This window comes from Cycloclasticus sp. PY97N, assembly GCF_002443175.1.
GTDB lineage: Bacteria > Pseudomonadota > Gammaproteobacteria > Methylococcales > Cycloclasticaceae > Cycloclasticus > Cycloclasticus pugetii.
In genome coordinates this window covers 2,078,892-2,096,634 of the sequence record NZ_CP023664.1, presented here as the reverse complement: position 1 = coordinate 2,096,634, position 17,743 = coordinate 2,078,892, and the positions used below count along the sequence as shown (strand labels likewise).

18 protein-coding genes are annotated in these 17,743 nt (G+C 40.8%); 9 read left to right on the top strand and 9 right to left on the bottom strand.

All coding sequences use genetic code 11. From position 1 onward, the window contains the following. Position 1 precedes the first annotated feature (1 nt). Positions 2-316 (top strand): chaperone modulator CbpM, encoded by a 315-nt coding sequence (locus CPC19_RS10110; protein ID WP_020932907.1) that lies wholly within the window; start codon positions 2-4, stop codon positions 314-316. Further along, on the top strand, positions 313-696 hold the full coding sequence (locus CPC19_RS10105; protein ID WP_016389769.1) for a thiol-disulfide oxidoreductase DCC family protein: 384 nt from the start codon (positions 313-315) through the stop codon (positions 694-696). The genes CPC19_RS10110 and CPC19_RS10105 overlap by 4 nt, the downstream gene beginning before the upstream one ends. 65 nt (positions 697-761) lie before the next feature. Here CPC19_RS10105 and CPC19_RS10100 read toward each other — a convergent pair whose 3' ends face one another. Next, positions 762-1,235: an NYN domain-containing protein gene (locus tag CPC19_RS10100; protein ID WP_016389768.1), complete on the bottom strand. Its 474-nt coding sequence runs from the start codon at positions 1,233-1,235 to the stop codon at positions 762-764. A 408-nt stretch (positions 1,236-1,643) separates the two neighbouring features. Here CPC19_RS10100 and CPC19_RS10095 point away from each other — a divergent pair, with 408 nt between their 5' ends. Next, on the top strand, positions 1,644-2,885 hold the full coding sequence (locus CPC19_RS10095; RefSeq protein ID WP_201765911.1) for a DNA cytosine methyltransferase: 1,242 nt from the start codon (positions 1,644-1,646) through the stop codon (positions 2,883-2,885). A gap of 2 nt (positions 2,886-2,887) precedes the next feature. Here CPC19_RS10095 and CPC19_RS10090 read toward each other — a convergent pair whose 3' ends face one another. From CPC19_RS10090 to CPC19_RS10070, 5 genes are all read right to left on the bottom strand, one after another. Beyond that, on the bottom strand, positions 2,888-4,003 hold the full coding sequence (locus CPC19_RS10090) for a response regulator (protein WP_016389766.1): 1,116 nt from the start codon (positions 4,001-4,003) through the stop codon (positions 2,888-2,890). Then, positions 3,990-6,200 (bottom strand): sensor histidine kinase, encoded by a 2,211-nt coding sequence (locus CPC19_RS10085; protein WP_016389765.1) that lies wholly within the window; start codon positions 6,198-6,200, stop codon positions 3,990-3,992. The genes CPC19_RS10090 and CPC19_RS10085 overlap by 14 nt, the downstream gene beginning before the upstream one ends. A 328-nt stretch (positions 6,201-6,528) precedes the next feature. Next, the gene (locus tag CPC19_RS10080; RefSeq protein WP_016389763.1) at positions 6,529-7,122 is read right to left on the bottom strand and encodes an AAA family ATPase; all 594 of its coding nucleotides are present in this window, start codon (positions 7,120-7,122) and stop codon (positions 6,529-6,531) included. A gap of 2 nt (positions 7,123-7,124) precedes the next feature. Continuing rightward, positions 7,125-7,526 (bottom strand): hypothetical protein, encoded by a 402-nt coding sequence (locus tag CPC19_RS10075; RefSeq protein ID WP_016389762.1) that lies wholly within the window; start codon positions 7,524-7,526, stop codon positions 7,125-7,127. A 109-nt stretch (positions 7,527-7,635) separates the two neighbouring features. Next, positions 7,636-8,142 carry an arylesterase gene (locus CPC19_RS10070; protein ID WP_016389761.1) on the bottom strand — a complete coding sequence of 169 codons (507 nt, stop codon included), beginning with the start codon at positions 8,140-8,142 and terminating at the stop codon, positions 7,636-7,638. Positions 8,143-8,242: 100 nt separating this feature from the next. Between CPC19_RS10070 and CPC19_RS10065 the strand changes: the two genes are divergently transcribed. The 4 genes from CPC19_RS10065 to CPC19_RS10050 are packed head-to-tail and all read left to right on the top strand — an operon-like array spanning position 8,243 to position 12,531. Further along, positions 8,243-8,920 carry an ABC transporter ATP-binding protein gene (locus CPC19_RS10065; RefSeq protein ID WP_016389760.1) on the top strand — a complete coding sequence of 226 codons (678 nt, stop codon included), beginning with the start codon at positions 8,243-8,245 and terminating at the stop codon, positions 8,918-8,920. Beyond that, on the top strand, positions 8,917-11,397 hold the full coding sequence (locus CPC19_RS10060; RefSeq protein WP_016389758.1) for an ABC transporter permease: 2,481 nt from the start codon (positions 8,917-8,919) through the stop codon (positions 11,395-11,397). The genes CPC19_RS10065 and CPC19_RS10060 overlap by 4 nt, the downstream gene beginning before the upstream one ends. A gap of 46 nt (positions 11,398-11,443) precedes the next feature. Next, positions 11,444-11,983 (top strand): DUF2058 domain-containing protein, encoded by a 540-nt coding sequence (locus tag CPC19_RS10055; protein WP_016389756.1) that lies wholly within the window; start codon positions 11,444-11,446, stop codon positions 11,981-11,983. Then, the gene (locus CPC19_RS10050; RefSeq protein WP_016389755.1) at positions 11,977-12,531 is read left to right on the top strand and encodes a DUF1415 domain-containing protein; all 555 of its coding nucleotides are present in this window, start codon (positions 11,977-11,979) and stop codon (positions 12,529-12,531) included. The genes CPC19_RS10055 and CPC19_RS10050 overlap by 7 nt, the downstream gene beginning before the upstream one ends. 54 nt (positions 12,532-12,585) lie before the next feature. Here CPC19_RS10050 and CPC19_RS10045 read toward each other — a convergent pair whose 3' ends face one another. Next, on the bottom strand, positions 12,586-14,196 hold the full coding sequence (locus CPC19_RS10045; RefSeq protein WP_015005408.1) for an ABC-F family ATPase: 1,611 nt from the start codon (positions 14,194-14,196) through the stop codon (positions 12,586-12,588). 39 nt (positions 14,197-14,235) lie between these two features. After that, positions 14,236-15,564, bottom strand: coding sequence for a DEAD/DEAH box helicase (locus tag CPC19_RS10040; protein WP_016389754.1), 1,329 nt, complete (start codon positions 15,562-15,564; stop codon positions 14,236-14,238). 334 nt (positions 15,565-15,898) lie between these two features. Between CPC19_RS10040 and CPC19_RS10035 the strand changes: the two genes are divergently transcribed. Then, complete coding sequence (locus CPC19_RS10035) at positions 15,899-16,099, top strand: cold-shock protein (RefSeq protein WP_015005410.1); 201 nt, start codon at positions 15,899-15,901, stop codon at positions 16,097-16,099. A gap of 114 nt (positions 16,100-16,213) precedes the next feature. After that, positions 16,214-17,164 carry an AEC family transporter gene (locus tag CPC19_RS10030; RefSeq protein WP_016389753.1) on the top strand — a complete coding sequence of 317 codons (951 nt, stop codon included), beginning with the start codon at positions 16,214-16,216 and terminating at the stop codon, positions 17,162-17,164. Here CPC19_RS10030 and tatB read toward each other — a convergent pair. After that, positions 17,123-17,461, bottom strand: a complete 339-nt coding sequence (tatB, locus tag CPC19_RS10025) for a Sec-independent protein translocase protein TatB (protein WP_015005412.1) — start codon at positions 17,459-17,461, stop codon at positions 17,123-17,125. The two genes, CPC19_RS10030 and tatB, sit on opposite strands and share 42 nt — an antisense overlap. Positions 17,462-17,743: the final 282 nt, after the last annotated feature.

Here is a 17,743-nt window from a genome sequence, read left to right as displayed (position 1 = left end):
GATGAACGATAAAATACTTAAAGGGCTCCTGCTAGATGAAGCAACGGTACTGTCTTTAGATGACTTATGCCAAGCGTGTTCAAGCAGTAATGAATGGGTAATTGAATTGGTGCAGGAGGGTATATTGGAACCTCAGGGGCAGCGGCAAACGCAGTGGCAGTTTAGTGCTCGTTGTCTGCAAAAAGCACACGCCGCCATGCGCTTGCAGCGTGACCTAGATATCAATCTATCCGGTATTGCCTTGGCGTTGGATTTACTCGATGAAATTGACAGCCTAAAATCACGCCTATTGCAGTTAGAGCAAGCGGCAAAATGACTAAAGCATCGATCGCTGGTCACGCTCAAATCACCGTTTTTTACGATCAATCTTGCCCCAGCTGCGTTAAAGATCGTGCGTTATTTGAGCGGCTAGCCGGTCAGAGGTCGGCTTTATTTAGTTGGTTTGATATCACCAGCCAAGACCAAGCCTTGCGACAACGTGGGATAGACCCGTTCAAAGCCTTGCGTGAATTACACATAGAAGATACTCATGGGGTTATCCATTCAGAAATGGATGCCTACAGCATTATGATGAAGCAAGTGCCACTATTAATGCCACTGGGTGTGCTTATCTGCTTGCCGGGTATCAAACCCGTACTCAGCTATTTTTACCGGCGTACGGTTGATAGGCGTTTAGCTTGCGAAGGCCGCTTATAAGGCGGGTAACCATCTGCAAGCAAGTTGAGCAGCTTTGTATTGGTGTTAGGTGAATGATGAACTCGCTACAGCAAAAAATCCACATTAATCGGATGAAATACACTAGCCGCATCAATCAGAGATTTTGCAGTCAGCGCCGGCACGCCGTAGACCTCTGTGTTGACGCCATACTGCAGGTTTATTTTCTCCAGCAATAGATCAAAATCACCATCGCCCGATAGCAAAATTACACGATCCACCTCTTTGGCTGCGTCTAGCACGTCAATTGTAATGCCTACGTCCCAGTCGCCTTTAGCGCTGCCATCAATACGTTGAATAAATGGCTTCAGCTTAACGCGAAAGCCCATGTGCTTAAGTGCCGATTGAAACTTATGCTGGCCATCGTCATCACGCTGGGTGGCATACGCAGTAGCCTGGGTAATCGTGCCTTGCTGACTAATAATTTGCCATAACTTACGGTAATTAAACTGGCGACCATAGGCCTGCCGAGTGGTGTAGTAGATGTTTTGTACATCAACAAAAAGAGCGATTTTATCCATACGATGGCCTGAATTAAGCCTGCTTTAATGAGGCTTGAAAGGTAAGGTGCTAGGCTAGCATATGCAGTGGTTAAAGCGTGTGATTGATTTATGTAAGATAGTAAAACTTTTTGCTTGAATAGGGTTTTTTATTGCAACATCTGTAGAGGGGTATTCTAAATATTTAGAAATAGGTTTGTTCGATAGCAGGTGCTGGCTGTTGGTTTTGTATAGGTAATTTTTTTCGTGTGTTTTAAGTAGAAACGGCGGTTATATTTCCTTAGGGTGGGGGCTATTTAGGTAATATATATTTGTCGCACCTTTTGATTATATTGACTAATTAATAGTTGCAGAGTAGCCTGGCTATTATTAATGATAATAGCGTGTGAAATAGATGAGGTTTTATAAGTGGGGTTGAGGTTCTTAGATTTGTTTGCCGGTGCATCTGGCCTATCAGAAGGTTTCATTCAATCTGGTTTCTACCCCATTGCTCATGTTGAAATGGATGAAGCCGCCTGCTTCACAATTAAAACAAGAGTTGCTTACCACTGGCTAATTTCTAAGAAAAAAACAAAAATTTATGATGCCTATACCAAAGGGCAAATATCTAGAGAAGAGCTTTATTCACAAATACCCAAGGAGCTAATTTCTTCCGTACTTAATGAAGAAATTAGCCAAGAAACACTTCCAAATATTTTCTCTAGAATAGACTCCATACTATCAGGAGATAAACTTGACTTAATTATTGGTGGCCCTCCATGCCAAGCCTACTCTCTAGTTGGGCGCTCTAGAGATACAAATGGAATGAAAGGAGATAAAAGAAACTATCTCTATATTTATTATGCTCAATTCTTAGAGAAGTATAAGCCTCGGTACTTTGTTTTTGAGAATGTACTCGGTTTATTATCTGCGAAGGATGAAAGTGGCCAACTCTATTTCGATAAAATGTTAACCCTTTTTGAAAAGCATGGTTATACAACTAAACATGAAGTATTAAATGCGAGTGATTACGGTGTGCCTCAATCAAGAAAACGAGTCATTCTTATTGGAAGGCTTGATAATGAAGAAGATTTCAACCCTTTCCCTGAAAAAATCAGTAGTACTATATCCGTTGACGATGTGTTTTTAGACCTGCCTAAATTAAAAGCCGGTCAAGGAACCCACCATCCACAAAAATTAAAACCTATTTCATCCAATACGTACTTGGCTAAATCTGGAATTCGCTCTCTAAAGACAAATGAAGCGACTTGGCATTTAACAAGGCCGCATGCAGATAAAGACTTAGAGGTTTATAAGATCGCAACAAGTTTATGGAACAAAGAAAATAAGCGTCTAAAATATAATGATTTGCCCGAGCACCTAATGACGCATAAAAATAGGAAGTCATTTTTAGATCGATTTAAAGTTGTTGCTAGTAAACAGCCAAGCCATACAGTCGTAGCACATATCTCTAAAGATGGACATTATTATATTCACCCTGATATCAACCAAAATAGATCTTTATCTGTTAGAGAGGCCGCACGAATACAAACGTTCCCTGATTCTTTTTATTTTGAGAGTGTTTCAGGCAAGCCATCTAGGACTGCCGCATTTAAACAGATTGGGAATGCTGTTCCAGTAACCCTAGCTAAGTCTATTGCAATAAAAATTAGGGAAGTACTTGCTCTTTAAAACTAGGGAAAGTGTTGAGTCTTATAAGAATCAATAATATTTTTTTTATTTAAATCAGGTGTTCCCTGTCTGGCATAGTAGGAAGAGAATCGAGACTGAATATCCTTAAAAAAACTTTCTGAAACAGTAGCTAGACGTTCAAGTTTCATATATTCAGTAAGGCTTATGGTCATTAAATTCTGGAAATCTATAATACCTTCTTCGAGTTCCTTGTATTCAGGAAGAAAAGCACATTTTAGCTCGGTCCCTCTCACAACTTTAGTTACAAAACTTACTGCAGAGCTCTTTCCAACGTTCTTGGTAAGCTCATTGTTAACTAACGAGTGAGGAGCTGAATCAGATATCTTCCCGAGCACTAAAGATTTGGCATTGATAATAGGTTTCTCGTCAGCTCCAGCATTTCTAATTGCAACATCACAAGCTGGTGAAAGTAAAATAAATCGTTCTTTGCTCTCCGGCTTTCGCAAAATATCACCAGATGCAATTATATTCTTAATTGGTGGCTTCAAGTAGAACTCAGCTTCACGATAAGAATCGATTGGATCATCATTTTCGTCAAGGTATGCTGACAAATGGTTCAAGGTATATCTTAAAAGGCTTCGTTCAACATTCTTATCCGTAGTAAACCAAGCATCTATATCTTTCGATAAATGATCCCAAAAAACCTCATTCAGCTTTTTCTCGATTAATCCCATCCCTCCAATAATACTTAATATGCCTGTTTTATATATTTTTATTATCTCTTCAAAAATTTCGATATTTGTTTTTTCATCTCGATTAAATATTTTAATAAATTGGTTATCATTAATTTCAAACTTTGGATCCAAATTACTTATGTTTCCAGATGCTACAATGATCGGGATTCGAAAATTGTGATTTATTTCTGAAATCACTTCATTTCCAGAGGCGTGTTCTGAGTCATGTTCACCTAATAAATTAAGGTCAATGATTGCTCCTTGGAAGGCTGCGTTGTTTAATTTTTGAATCGCGGCTTCAGCCGAGGTGCTTCTTTCTAGCTGTATTCTGAAGCTCTCACTTGACAGTTCATCAGCAGCATCTTCATAACTATGAAATGCAGTATCATCATCCTCAACAACTAAAATATTAAGCGTTTCCATGAGCCACCATTCCTTTAGCAAATGTAATTAAAAATTCTGCACCTTTCTTAGTGCTTATTGCCCTAATTTCACCATTAGATCTTAGAGCAGCCTCACCAGCTAAAGCCAATCCAAGTCCTGTTCCTTTAGGTTTTGTACTGTATCCAGGTTCAAACATAAGGTTTAGGTTGTCACCCTGAAAACCAGGCCCGGAATCGGTATAAGTGACAACAATATCATTGTCATTATTTGATAAATCAATATTAACCTCCTTCGAAACAATATTACTAATCGTGAGCCAGAAAATACTATTTTCGACTAAATTTGTAAAAATTGTCATTAAATCAATTTCATTTGCAAGGAGGCTAAAATCACCTGCCGAGGTTATTGTGGCGGTAATGTCGTGCTCTTTTAAATCTGCTTGAAAAATATCCAACGAAGACTCAATGAGTTTTTTTAAATTAATCTGTTTTGGTTTTGTGCGTTTGGGGTGCGCTAAGGGTTCAATTTTTTTGAACAAATAGCTTAAAGCTCCCGTGCTGGATTTTACCTGTTGACTTCTGTCCATAAGCCTTTCACTCATCTCATCATTTGGCTTTAGGCTTAATTCCTTAGCCCATTTGATAATTCGTGGGACAGTTTCAGTAAGGTCTTTTATATGTTTTCGTCCTTCATGAATTAGAACATGCGTTAACCTACCTAACACGGCATGATTTTGATAAGTTGCTAAAGTCTCTTTTATTTTCTCAGCGTAAGCTGATTTTTTTCGCTGTTCCTTCTCAATAACAAGGGATATTGATTTTTCAACATCTAAAATAGAATTTCGTGGTATGTCTAAACCGGTAAGTGCACTTGAGAGTTCGGACTGCATTCCTGAAAAATCAAAAAGTAGATCGACTTCTTGCTCAATTGTACGATGACGACCACCTTGTAGAGTTTTATCTCGATAACGCTTTCTTCTGACTTCAAGTTGGATCATTAGATGATCAACAATATCTTTTAGACCGTCGTAATATGAGTTTTCAACCAGCCCATCCCGAGCGCTTTTTTCAGTAAGATGAGATTCTTCTTCTGGCTGTATGAAAATAAAACCAACTACTTGGTTATGGCCAAGTTTTGATGAAGGGCTTTGTACACGTTTTTTATCTAGTTCTAGCCAATCAAATGCTTGATCTCCATAAGGTCTGATTCTGAATTGCCTCCTATAGATACCAATACCATAGATATCATTAAGGATCTCTCTCGCATCCCTTTTTCCAATATATTCACCTGTGTCAGGATCTTTTAGACCTCTTTTAATCAAGTTGTTTATACTGCTAGGGTCTCTGTCAAACCCCATTAAATCTATGTATAAAGGACCGGGGTATTTCCCGTCGGTAAGAATTTTAAGATCAAATTTTTCTACAGGTAATTCGGGAATATTCTGGTTAACATAATTCAGTGTCGCTTTACCTGAGCTATCAACAGAACCATAAATTCGATAGTCATATAATTCCAAGATTGGATAAGGTGATAAAGATATTTCTGTATTACGAGTTTCAGTATCATTTATAGGAAAATCCTTAAAACTCAGTTTAATTTCAAAACGATCATTTTGAAAAGAGTGTTTACCACCTTGCGTCGAAGGATAAACCTCTTCTGGAGAGATTAAAGAACGTAATTCATGCTGTAGCTTTTTAAGAGTATCCACTCCCCAAAGGGAAAGAAGCTCCTCTTTTGATATATTATTCTTTTCTACTTCAATAATGGTCCCATTTGAGGAACTAGATGGGTTTCGATCAATATCAATTTCATATTCATCTAAAAAATCAACCTTATTTAGAGCCTCCATATCGAGGATTAGGGATGTAGTTTCTCCATTCTTTGTGGTTTCAAGGTTAATTATATCGCCTAATATAGCAGCAGAAAAACGACCTATGCCTTTTCGGCCTTGAAGGGTGCGTCCCCGGTGACTGGTTTTTCGCTTTAACTTGTCGTCTGTTGCCGGGACCATCCATTTTCCGACAACAGTGTCGTAATCCATTCCATCACCATGGTCAATAATTATAATGGAAAGTAGTTTTTTTAATTCATCGAACTCAAGCTTGACAGAAACCGAATCTGAATCAGCATCATATGCATTTTTTACAAGTTCTACTATAGCAGCATATTGGTCTTTTATAAGATCTCGACCAATAGTTTGTAGTAGTCTTGCAGCTGGTCTTATTTTGGTTCTCATACGTGAGTCCTATTTAAGGGTTGTCCTTTGATTAAATTATAAGGTATTAATGTTACGTATAATATATGTGAGCTTTTTATACCACAGGGTATGGAGATAACTTTAATTCTCCCTTTTAGGTTTTGTTAATGCTAGGGGTGTTAGTTTCCTATCGCTACTAGGTGTTTTTAGAGCTTAGTATTTGTACTTTGGTGCATAGAGTGCGTTCGATAGCTAGAATCATTTATCATAGAGATTAGAGAAGCAAACGTAGGTGAACACAAGAAACTGAATGCTTGCCATAGTTAGGAAAGTTTATTGTATTGGTTTACGATTGAGCGGATACCTATCATCTAAAATAGTTAGCTAATAATTCCGTAGCCCATGTCGGCACGGGCTCTTTAATAAGGTTTATTTGCCCATTACGTATTTCAGCAATTTGTTGAAAAGGGTTATCTAAGCGAGAGTTGTCTAAGAGATAACTGAAATCGCACAAGGGGAGCACTTGTTTAATATTTTTCATTACCCTTGGGAGTCTGCTGATTACCTTGTTATTGGGTACGTGGTGACCACCTTCGCTGACCCGTTGGGATACGCGCGCTTGGTTAAGGGAGGCTGTTTCTAGGTGAATATATACTAAGACTATTTCGTAACCTAAGGCTTTTGCTTTGGCGATAAAGTCTATTTTTGAGGGGTGTGAAAAAACGGTTTCAAAACAAAAGCTGCGGCCTTCGTTGAGTAGTTCTAAACGTATGTTTTCTGCTATTTTTGCTGCCTCGTAACTGCGCTGCTCCGCTTTATTTGGGTAGAGCTGTTGGGCTAAAATATCGGCGTTAATAAAGGCCATACCTAGCGGTTCTAGGCGAGTTCTGTAAAAGGTACTTTTACCTGCGCCGTTTCCCCCAGCCAGTAGCCAAAGCTGTTTTTTATTGTGGGTATTCAAGCTTATTTGGCGATGAACTGCCCATTCTCAAATGTACCTACGGTGATGTTGCCGTTGGCCTCTATTTGCTCCAGATAACCGGGGTGGTTTGTTGATGCTTGATAGCGGATGGTGCTTTCAGTCACATGCTTGCTTAAGGTGTTGTCTGTTCGTTCGCGTTCTAGTGCGTCAAACACATCATTGGGATTAATGTTTGGGCTATACACTGGTTCGGTTTTAATTTTAGTTAACCCAGAAACCACGGATAACAAAACGTCTGGGTCAAGTGTGGATGATACTGAGCGGCCTAGCTCGGCCCAATATTCAATTTGTTCTGCGGCACTGCGATGAAAACGCTTGGCGGTTAAGCTAGCGGCTTGCATTAAGTCATCTTGCAGACGAATGGGAGATGATGCTTTTGCCATGTGAACCTCGTGATTTCGAAAACTGGCTAAAATTGTAGCATAATGCTACAAAGTAAACAAAAGCAATGTGATGGTGGCCCTTGTTCTTCATCGCCTAATGTGGAGTTGACTAATTGGTTTGTAAAATGGGTTCCAAGTGGTTCCAAATCTTTTGTGCAATAATTGGCTGGGCTTTTTCATTTGGATGTAATTGATCGGCTTGCATCATGTCGGGTTCGAGTGCGACATCCTCTAAAATAAACGGCACAAAAGGAACGTCCATTTCTTCGGCCAACTCTGGGTAGTTGCTGTAGAACATTTCGGTGTAGCGTTGCCCATAATTTGATGGAATACGCATACTAAGCAAGAGGGTTTGCGCACCGTTGGCTTTGATTCGTTTGACGAGTTCTCGTAAATTTTTCTTGATTAAGGTGGGAGGCATTCCACGCAAGCCATCATTTGCACCTAATTCTAATAGAACTATTTCGGGTGTATGTTGTTCTAAGGCTTGGTCAATTCGGGCAAGCCCGCCTGCGGTGGTGTCACCACTAATACTTTTATTTATAAGTGTGTAGGGCTTGTTTTGTTCGTTAAGTGTTTGTTGTAATAGGTTAACCCAGCCTTTTTCTATAGGCATTCCGTAGCCTGCACTTATGCTATCGCCCAGGACCACGATGGTCTTAGCGAAAGGTGCGGACGAAAACAATGCAAAAACTAACAGTAAATATATTCTAATCATGTTGAAAACCAGTAATCCTATTATTGAAACAAAAAATCTAAATAAAACTGTACCTGTTGCCGATGGTGACTTGACTATTTTATCAGCCGTAAACTTAACTGTTGATGAAGGAGAAAGTATAGCGATTGTAGGAGCATCTGGCTCAGGTAAATCGACGCTGTTGGGATTGCTGGCAGGTTTAGATAGCCCAACTGGCGGTACTGTCATACTAAATGGCGAAGAATTAACGGCGTTAGACGAGGATGGTCGAGCGGGTATACGAAATAAGTTGGTGGGATTTGTTTTTCAGTCGTTTCAATTGATGCCGCGTTTGAGTGCCTTAGAAAACGTCATGCTGCCTTTGGAATTACGTGGCGATAAACAAGCAAAAAAAACTGCAACGGCTTTATTGAAACGAGTTGGGTTAGGTCATCGTTTAGAGCATACGCCAATGAAACTATCAGGCGGAGAGCAGCAACGAGTGGCGTTGGCACGTGCTTTTGTGACGAGGCCGGCAATTTTATTTGCTGATGAGCCTACGGGAAATTTAGACAGTAAAACGGGCGATCAGATTATTGAGCTGTTGTTTGAATTAAATCAAGAGCAAAAGACAACGCTGGTGCTAGTGACTCATGATATGGCGTTGGCTTCTCGATGTCAGCGTAGTGTGCATATTGAAGCGGGGCAAGTTATATGAACCGATTGAGTTTAGCATTACGTTTGTTAAGCCGAGATTTTCGTAGTGGTGAATTAACATTATTAGCGTTGGCTTTGGTGATTGCTGTGACAAGCTCTACGGCCATCAGTTTATTTGCTGATCGCTTACATCGTACGATGAATTCGCAAGCAGCAGAATTTTTGGCGGCTGATTTGGTGGTCAGTAGCTCTGATATCATCCCCAATACATGGTTAGATGAAGCAAAGCGGCTAGGATTAAAGCAAGCAAGAACGACTGAGTTTTCGACGGTCGTCATCGAAAATGATGAGTTGCTGTTGGTGGGGGTAAAGGCGGTTAGTAACGCCTATCCGTTACGAGGGCACTTAAAAACAAGGGCAATGCTTGATGCGGTAGAAACCGTTCATCAGCAAGGGCCAGAGGCTGGTAATGTTTGGGTTGATAGCCGTGTTTTGTCTACCTTAAAACTACAAGTGGGTGATGTTTTAACCGTTGGGGATCAGTCTTTGACGGTCAGTCATGTGCTTAGTTATGAGCCCGATAAGCGGGGTGATATTTATAGTTTATCACCAAGGGTTATGATGAATCAGTTAGACCTACAGGCCACCAATGTTATACAGCCGGGTAGTCGTGTCCATTATTTCTTTCAGTTTAGTGGAGAAGCTAATGCAATTAAACGCTTTAATGCGTGGGTAAAACCTTTGTTATCGGCTTCACAAAGATTAATGGACGTGCAAGATGACCGGCCCGAACTAGGAAATGCGTTGTCTCGAGCTGAGCGTTATTTGGGGCTCTCGAGTATTTTGGTTATTTTAATTGCTGGTGTTGCTATTGCCATGTCTAGTCGCCGATATAGTGAGCGGCATTTTAATTCTACCGCGGTGCTGCGTTGCTTGGGGTGTAAGCAGAATGATATTTTGTTGATATTCCTATATCAGTTTTTTTTAATAGGTACCGTGGCTTGTTCGGCTGGACTATTATTTGGCTGGTTGACACAAGAAGCACTGTTTCATCTATTGCGTAATTTATTACCCGCTATGGTGTCAGATCCAAGCCTTATTGCTGTGATGTTTGGCTTTATGACGGGCTTTGCCATTTTGATTGGTTTTGCCTTGCCACCTTTGCTAAGACTCAAACGGGTTTCGCCCTTAAGGGTTTTACGCCGAGAGCTCGAACCGTTGAATAGTAGCGCCTGGTTGGTTTATGGTTTAGCGCTTACTTTGATTAGTGGGCTTATTTATCGATATACCGATGATTTAATGCTGTTGTTTTCAATAATGGGTGGCGGCTTATTGGCGGTAATTTTTTCAGCAGGCTTGTTGTACGTGCTTTTATTGCAAGGTCGCAAGTTATTACCGCATGTTGGCTTAGCTGGACGCTTGGGTTTGCAAGGCGTGTTAAGAGACCCCAAGGCCAGTGTGACCCAAGTCTTAGCGTTTAGCATCACGATTTTGGCTATGTTACTGAGTTTTACGGTGAGGAATGATTTGTTAACCGATTGGCAACAGCAAATACCTGATGAGGCACCGAATTATTTTGCGATTAACATTTTTCCTGACCAAGTGGCTAACTTCGATAATATATTGAGTCGCCAGGGTGTTCCCGCTGCTAGTTTTCACCCAGTTGTTCGTGGACGATTAGTGGCTATTAATAGAACGCCGGTGCAAAAAATTGTTAGCAAAGACTCCCAAGGAGAACGTGCAACACATCGTGATTTAAGCCTGACATGGAATAAGGAGCTGCCGCTAGATAATAAAACTCTAGCCGGACAGTGGAGCGGGACGAAAAAAGGCGAAGTGTCTATTGAAAGTAAGTTGGCTGAAAGTTTGCAGGTGAAGCTAGGCGATCAGCTGACCTTTAGTATTGGTAGTGAGCAAATTAACGCCAAAATAACGCACCTGCGGAGCGTGCAATGGGACACGATGAAACCGAATTTTTACATGGTGTTTTCTGAAGAAACCTTGGCTAACTTTCCAACCACATACATCACGAGTTTTTATTTATCAGAAAATAATAAAACGCTCTTAAATGATCTGGTCAGGCAATTTCCAGCGATGACCTTGTTGGAAGTGGATGCCATGTTGAAACAAATAAAACTGATTTTATCGCAACTCACTAGTGCGATTAATTACTTATTATATTTTGCTTTGTTAGCTGGTTTTACCGTACTGCTGTCGTCGATATATTCAACATTGGATACTCGAATTTCAGAAGGTGCTTTGATGCGAACATTGGGTGCTCATCGCAGGCTATTACGCAATGCCCATTTGATTGAGTTTGCTGCAATTGGGGTTATGTCGGGGTTAGTTGCGGTGTTTATTTTCAACTGGGTGTTGTTTGGTTTATATCGCTATGTGCTTCACTTGGATTTTTATTTTAATTGGGTATTGTGTCTTGTAGTACCCATTATTAGTGCTGGCTGCGTTGTCTTGGCTGGTTTCTGGGGTGTTAAAGATGTGGTTAATAAGTCACCTGTGCATATGCTTCGAGGGACGTAAGCAACGTGTATTATTTGTATGAACGATAGAGGTTAAAATATATATTATGAAAAATATTTCCCTACAAGACCAATTGCTAAAGGCTGGCTTGACCAGTAAGTCGAAAGCGCATAAAGCTAAAATGCAAAAGCATAAACAAATTAAACAGAAACAAAAAAATAAAATTCAGGTGGTTGATCAAGCGGCCGTGTTGGCTGAGGAAGCTAAGCTAAAACAGCAAGAAAAGGATCGTTTGCTTAATGAGAAACGCAATCAACAAGCTGAGCAGAAACAAATTGCCGGACAAATTAACCAACTTATCTCGCTTAATAAATTAGATAAAGACGAAGAGGGTGCCCCGTTTAATTTTACTCACGATAATAAAGTAAAAGCCATTTATATAGATGAAGCTTTGCGACAACGTATTGTTGCAGGCGCGGCGGTGATTGTTCAGCTAGGTAAAACCTACGAAGTCGTGCCTATTGGGGTTGCTGAAAAAATTGCACAGCGCGATAAAGAGCGTGTGATTTATTTAGAAGATGTTTCGCCTATTTCATCGGATGATGCCTATGCTGATTACGCTGTGCCGGATGATTTGATGTGGTAAGGGCAGCTGACGAAAGGGTGATAGAGAGCTGTCGCCAATGGGTTGAGACAGTTATTGTTGCGTTGAATTTTTGCCCGTTTGCAAAACCTGTTGTTAATGCGGGGCGCGTTGACTACAAGGTGATTAATGAGCGCGGTGTTGAGCAAGCTTTAATGGCGCTTAGTGATCAGCTCAGTTACCTTGTAAACAACGATCATGTCGAAACGAGCTTATTGATTTACCCACAGGGCTTAGAATCATTCGATGACTATCTTGATTTTGCTGCGATAGCCGATGATTTATTGCTTGAGGAGGGGTATGAAGGTGTATTTCAAATAGCTACGTTTCACCCAGACTATTGTTTTGAAGGCCAGCAGCAAGATGATGCATCTAATTATACAAATCGTTCGCCATATCCAATATTACATATTTTACGAGAAGCAAGCATAGAAGCAGCGTTAGAGGGTGTATCAAGCCCCGATAAAATACCAAGCAGAAATATTGAGTTGGCCAGAGCAAAAGGTTTGGAAGGCATGCAAGCGTTGCTGACGGCATGCCAATCAACATAAAAAAGCCCGCTTTAGTATTCAAGCGGGCTTTTTTGTAACGATATGACGGTGTCTTTAACGGGTGCCCGTTTTGACGTTTTCAATATCTTGGCTTTTAAGGTATTCATCATAGGTGCCATGGAAATCAACAATGCCATTAGGTGTTATTTCAACAATGCGGTTGGCAAGTGAAGAGACGAATTCGCGGTCATGACTTACAAAAATTAATGTGCCATCATAATTATCCAAAGCTAAGTTTAAGGCTTCGATAGACTCCATATCTAAATGGTTTGTTGGTTCGTCCATTAACATGACATTGGTTTCGCCCAAGGTTAGTTTGCCAAACAGTAGACGGTTTTTCTCACCACCGGAACACACAGCAACTTTTTTATTAAAATCATCGGATGAAAAGAGCAAACGCCCCAAGGTCATGCGGACTACTTGGTCATTATGACTTGGTTTTCGCCACTGACTCATCCAGTCGAATAAGGTCATATCGACATTAAAATCGTCGCTAGCATCTTGCGGGCAATAGCCAAGAGTGGCATTTTCTGCCCATTGAATAGTACCCTTGTTAGGACTTATTTCATTCATGAGGCAACGCAAGAAAGTCGTTTTACCGGCACCATTTTCGCCAATAACAGCTAAGCGTGTACCGGCTTGTAAAATCATGCTGGTGTTTGTAAATAAAGTTTCATCAAAACCATGCTCAAGGTTTTCAATGGTGACGGCTTCACGATGAAGTTTTTTAATTTGATTGAAGCGGATAAATGGGCTCACACGTGATGAGGGTTTAATATCGGCCAGTTCAATTTTTTCTAATTTCTTAGCTCGTGATGTTGCTTGTTTGGCTTTAGACGCATTGGCAGAAAAGCGACTAACAAATTGTTGCAGTTCAGCCATTTGAGTTTTCTTCTTGGCATTCTCTGATTGTAGTAACTCGCGCGCTTGGGTTGATGCGATCATGAAATCATCGTAGTTGCCCGGGTATATACGCAGTTCGCCGTAGTCAATATCTGCCATGTGCGTGCAAACGGCATTTAAGAAATGTCGATCATGCGAGATGATGATCATGGTGCTTTTTGACTGATTGATAATCCCTTCAAGCCAGCGAATCGTATTAATGTCCAAGTTGTTGGTGGGCTCATCGAGAAGTAATACGTCAGGCTCTGAAAAGAGTGCTTGGGCTAATAAAACACGCAGTTTCCAGCCCGGAGCAACGTTACTCATTAGGCCGTAATGGAATTCTTGTTCAATCCCCGCACTCATGAGTAGTTCTTCTGCACGACTTTCAGCGCTGTAGCCATCCATTTCAGCAAACTCAACTTCTAATTCGGCAACCCGCATGCCTTCTTCTTCGGTCATTTCAGCTAATGAATAGATACGTTCACGTTCTTGTTTTACCTTCCAGAGTTCATCGTGTCCCATGATGACGGTATCAACAACGGTGTGTTCTTCAAAGGCAAATTGGTCTTGGCCTAATTTACCGATACGTTCTCCTGGGTCTTTTGATACGTTGCCGGATGTAGGCTCTAAATCGCCTCCTAATATTTTCATATAGGTTGATTTGCCACAACCGTTTGCGCCGATAAGCCCGTAACGGTTGCCGTTGCCAAACTTGGCTGAAACGTTTTCAAAAAGTGGCTTAGAGCCAAACTGCATGGTGATGTTTGCGCTAATTAACATAGTGATTGCTCGTTATAAATGTGTTGTTTAAAAGTGTGGTTACCGATTTCCAAAATTATCAGGTCGGTTGGTAGGTTTATTTTGAGTATTGCGCTTTTTTGCACGAGTGGAGCCATTCGGTTTAGCACCGGTGTTTGTTTTAGGTTTGGCAGGTGAATGGTTTTTGGGTGTTGATTTTCTAGGGCGTTGATTATTACGGCCATTTTGAATCGGTTCTGGTTTGATGCTTAGATCAGGTTCATAACCTTCAAAAGTAACTTTTTTGATATCGGTTTTAATCAGGCGCTCAATACCTTTTAGTAGTTTTAATTCATCAACACAAACTAGAGACATGGCTTCACCTTCGCTGCCTGCTCGGCCAGTACGACCGATGCGGTGTACATAATCTTCAGGCACATTAGGCAGTTCAAAATTAACTACATGGGGAAGCTGGTCAATGTCTAGGCCACGAGCGGCGATGTCTGTGGCAACCAATACACGAATATCGTTGGATTTAAAGTTTGCTAATGCTTTAGTGCGAGCCCCTTGGCTTTTATTACCATGAATAGCGGCTGCAGTAATACCATCTTTGTTGAGTTGCTCGGATAATTTGTTGGCGCCATGTTTAGTGCGTGTAAACACTAGGACTTGTTTCCAGTCATTTGAGCCAATAAGAAAAGATAATAATTCACGTTTGCGTTTTTTATCAACAGGGTGAACGACTTGGGAGATCAGCTCCGATGCAGAATTCTCTTTGGCGACTTCTACTAACGCAGGGTTATGTAACAGGCTGCTCGTTAGTTTCTTAATTTCGTTTGAGAAGGTGGCTGAAAACAGTAGTGTTTGTTTTTGCTGAGGTAGTAAAGCTAAAACCTTTCTAATGTCTCGAATAAAGCCCATATCAAGCATACGATCGGCCTCATCGAGTACGAGGATTTCGACGGATGATAGGTCAACAGTATTTTGGCTGACATGATCGAGAAGACGGCCTGGCGTTGCGACTAAAATATCAACACCCTTACGCAATTTTTGCTTTTGTGGATTAATGTTTACACCACCAAATATAACAAACGATGATAAGGGTAAATGTTGACCATAATCTCTGACGCTCTCAGCAACTTGTGCCGCTAGTTCGCGCGTTGGTGTTAATACTAAGGCGCGAACTTTGCCCGCCTTTGGTTTCGCGTCGCCAGATTCCATAAGGCGTTGTAAAACAGGTAACGTGAAACTGGCTGTTTTTCCGGTGCCAGTTTGTGCGCCGCCCATTAGGTCTCGTCCTTCTAGGATGAGTGGAATGGATTGGGCTTGGATTGAGGTGGGTTCGGTGTAGCCTTTTTTAGATACAGCGGTGATTAATTCAGCTCTGAGGCCGAGTGAGTCGAACGACATATAGTTTTCTCCGTGAGTCCATCCGCCATTTAATAAATGGCACGGTCGAGGTGGAAGCAATGTTTAGTTACGGCGGGCAGTATTTTAATATTGCCACGTTTTGAGGTGGGTGCAGACCGATCAGCACAACCATTTTGAGGGGCTTATTGTACCTGATCGCTAAAGAATATAGTGATATATGTCAGTAAAGGTTGAGAAAAAGCTGTTTTTCTAAAGAAAGTACGTTAGAATTAATCTCGCTACATTCTCTACTGGTTTTTGTAAGATCTGCTCTTGTTAATTTCCTTGTAAGATTTGTAACATTTTTTAATTTTAATTTTATTGAGGTATTATCATGGCAACAGGAACAGTTAAGTGGTTCAACGAATCTAAAGGCTTCGGCTTTATTACTCCAGAAGATGGCAGCAAAGATGTATTCGTACATTTCTCAGCTATCGCTAGCGAAGGTTTTCGTACATTAAACGAAGGTCAGCAAGTGAACTTCGACGTAGAGAATGGCCCTAAAGGCCCACAAGCTGTAAACGTAACAGCTTAAGTTTCTATTCGTATGAAAAAGCCTCGCTTAATGCGGGGCTTTTTTTTGTCTACACACTTTGTAGGTGTTTTTTAAGGTATGATTGATTTGAGGTATATTTAAGGGTTAGAGGTAATGGCTGAGATATTTGATCAAGTTAATGCGGCACTGCTACCAAGTGCATTTATTATATTAATGGGTGTTTTGCTGAGGTATTGGGAGCCTGCGGGTCTTACATTACATGAAACTCGGCGTGTCATCAGTACCTTGGTGATTAATCTGTTTTACCCGGCACTTATTTTTTCTGTTATTCCTAATGTGACCCTATCGGGAGACATTTTTAGTGCTCCGATGGTATCAAATGTAGGTATTGTTGTTGGCATGCTTGCGTGTTGGGTTTTCTACCCTTGGTTAAAACGTCAAGGTTTGGGTAAACCTGAACTGGGCGCGTTAATGTTGGTTTGTGGTTTAGGGAATATTATTTCTCTGGGGGTGCCGTTACTACAGGCGATGCAAGGTGACGAGGCCGCAAGGTTCGCTATTTATGTCGATATTATGGCCATTACACCAATGTTGTGGATTGTTGGTTTGTGGATAGCGATAGAATGGGGTGATAATGACGAGCAAAAGCAAACTCCGTTAAGGTTTATTAAGTCATTATTAAGCCTGCCGCCCATATGGGCCTTTGTTGTTGCAATTTTGATGAATATTTATGACATTAGTTTGCCGCTGTTTCTTCAAAAGGGCACCACGATGCTGGGAAATATTACGATGTCGGGTATGTTGTTGGTCGTGGGGATGTCGCTCTCATTTGGTAGCCTAAGGAAGCACAAAGGCATTGCTATTTTGGCGTCAGCAATAAAGCTACTTGTCGTCCCAGCGGTCGTTTACTTTACAGCAAATGCAACCATGACAGATGTTAAAACGATACATGCGACGGTCTTGGTAGCTGCTACGCCGTCGATGATGGCAACAATGATTTTAAGCGAGCGTTATGGTTTGAATACGGAGCTATTGTCTACTGTATTAGTGGCAAGTACGGCATTATTTTTTATTACTTTGCCGATTTGGTTGGTGGTGCTGTAGGTTTTTTTCGCTAGGGTCTTTGAGTTGATTTTGTAATTCATCCAGAGATGATTCAACCTCTTTAATGGGGGCGGAAATACTGTTATCGAGGGTGTTTTTAGCACGTTCCACGGATTGTTTTAATTCTTCGACACGAATTTGTTCGTCAATTTCATATTTAACTGTTTTTACCATACCGCGTGCCTTACCGAGCCATAAGCCTGTGGTACGTGCTACACGTGGAAGCTTCTCTGGGCCTATGACCAGTAGTGCGATAATACCAATGAGGCAGATTTCAAAAAAACCGATATCAAACATGCTTTTTAGTGTTAAGAGTGGCTGTTTATTAGAAGAGTTATAGGGGCAGTATAAGATAAACAACAGAGGTTAACCAAGAGTCATCAATCTTAGGTGATAGATTTCCCTTAAAAAAATGATCATGTAGAATGCTGTCTAATGAAAGAATTAGCTTTAATGGGCTTATTGATAGGTTGCTATATAGTGTAAGCCGTATCGTTGAATGCCTTATTATGAGTTGTCGGTAAAGGAACCTATTTGTAGTTATAAACTCAAAGGGGTGGTAAGTATTTATTAATATTG

Excerpts from the sequence above, each read along its gene's own strand:
- CPC19_RS10110 (WP_020932907.1), top strand. The coding sequence starts at position 2 with ATGAACGATAAAATACTTAAAGGGCTCCTGCTAGATGAAGCAACGGTA.
- CPC19_RS10105 (WP_016389769.1), top strand. The coding sequence starts at position 313 with ATGACTAAAGCATCGATCGCTGGTCACGCTCAAATCACCGTTTTTTAC.
- CPC19_RS10100 (WP_016389768.1), bottom strand. The coding sequence starts at position 1,235 with ATGGATAAAATCGCTCTTTTTGTTGATGTACAAAACATCTACTACACC.
- CPC19_RS10090 (WP_016389766.1), bottom strand. The coding sequence starts at position 4,003 with ATGGAAACGCTTAATATTTTAGTTGTTGAGGATGATGATACTGCATTT.
- CPC19_RS10085 (WP_016389765.1), bottom strand. The coding sequence starts at position 6,200 with ATGAGAACCAAAATAAGACCAGCTGCAAGACTACTACAAACTATTGGT.
- CPC19_RS10075 (WP_016389762.1), bottom strand. The coding sequence starts at position 7,526 with ATGGCAAAAGCATCATCTCCCATTCGTCTGCAAGATGACTTAATGCAA.
- CPC19_RS10070 (WP_016389761.1), bottom strand. The coding sequence starts at position 8,142 with ATGCCTATAGAAAAAGGCTGGGTTAACCTATTACAACAAACACTTAAC.
- CPC19_RS10065 (WP_016389760.1), top strand. The coding sequence starts at position 8,243 with ATGTTGAAAACCAGTAATCCTATTATTGAAACAAAAAATCTAAATAAA.
- CPC19_RS10060 (WP_016389758.1), top strand. The coding sequence starts at position 8,917 with ATGAACCGATTGAGTTTAGCATTACGTTTGTTAAGCCGAGATTTTCGT.
- CPC19_RS10055 (WP_016389756.1), top strand. The coding sequence starts at position 11,444 with ATGAAAAATATTTCCCTACAAGACCAATTGCTAAAGGCTGGCTTGACC.
- CPC19_RS10045 (WP_015005408.1), bottom strand. The coding sequence starts at position 14,196 with ATGTTAATTAGCGCAAACATCACCATGCAGTTTGGCTCTAAGCCACTT.
- CPC19_RS10040 (WP_016389754.1), bottom strand. The coding sequence starts at position 15,564 with ATGTCGTTCGACTCACTCGGCCTCAGAGCTGAATTAATCACCGCTGTA.
- CPC19_RS10035 (WP_015005410.1), top strand. The coding sequence starts at position 15,899 with ATGGCAACAGGAACAGTTAAGTGGTTCAACGAATCTAAAGGCTTCGGC.
- CPC19_RS10030 (WP_016389753.1), top strand. The coding sequence starts at position 16,214 with ATGGCTGAGATATTTGATCAAGTTAATGCGGCACTGCTACCAAGTGCA.
- tatB (WP_015005412.1), bottom strand. The coding sequence starts at position 17,461 with ATGTTTGATATCGGTTTTTTTGAAATCTGCCTCATTGGTATTATCGCA.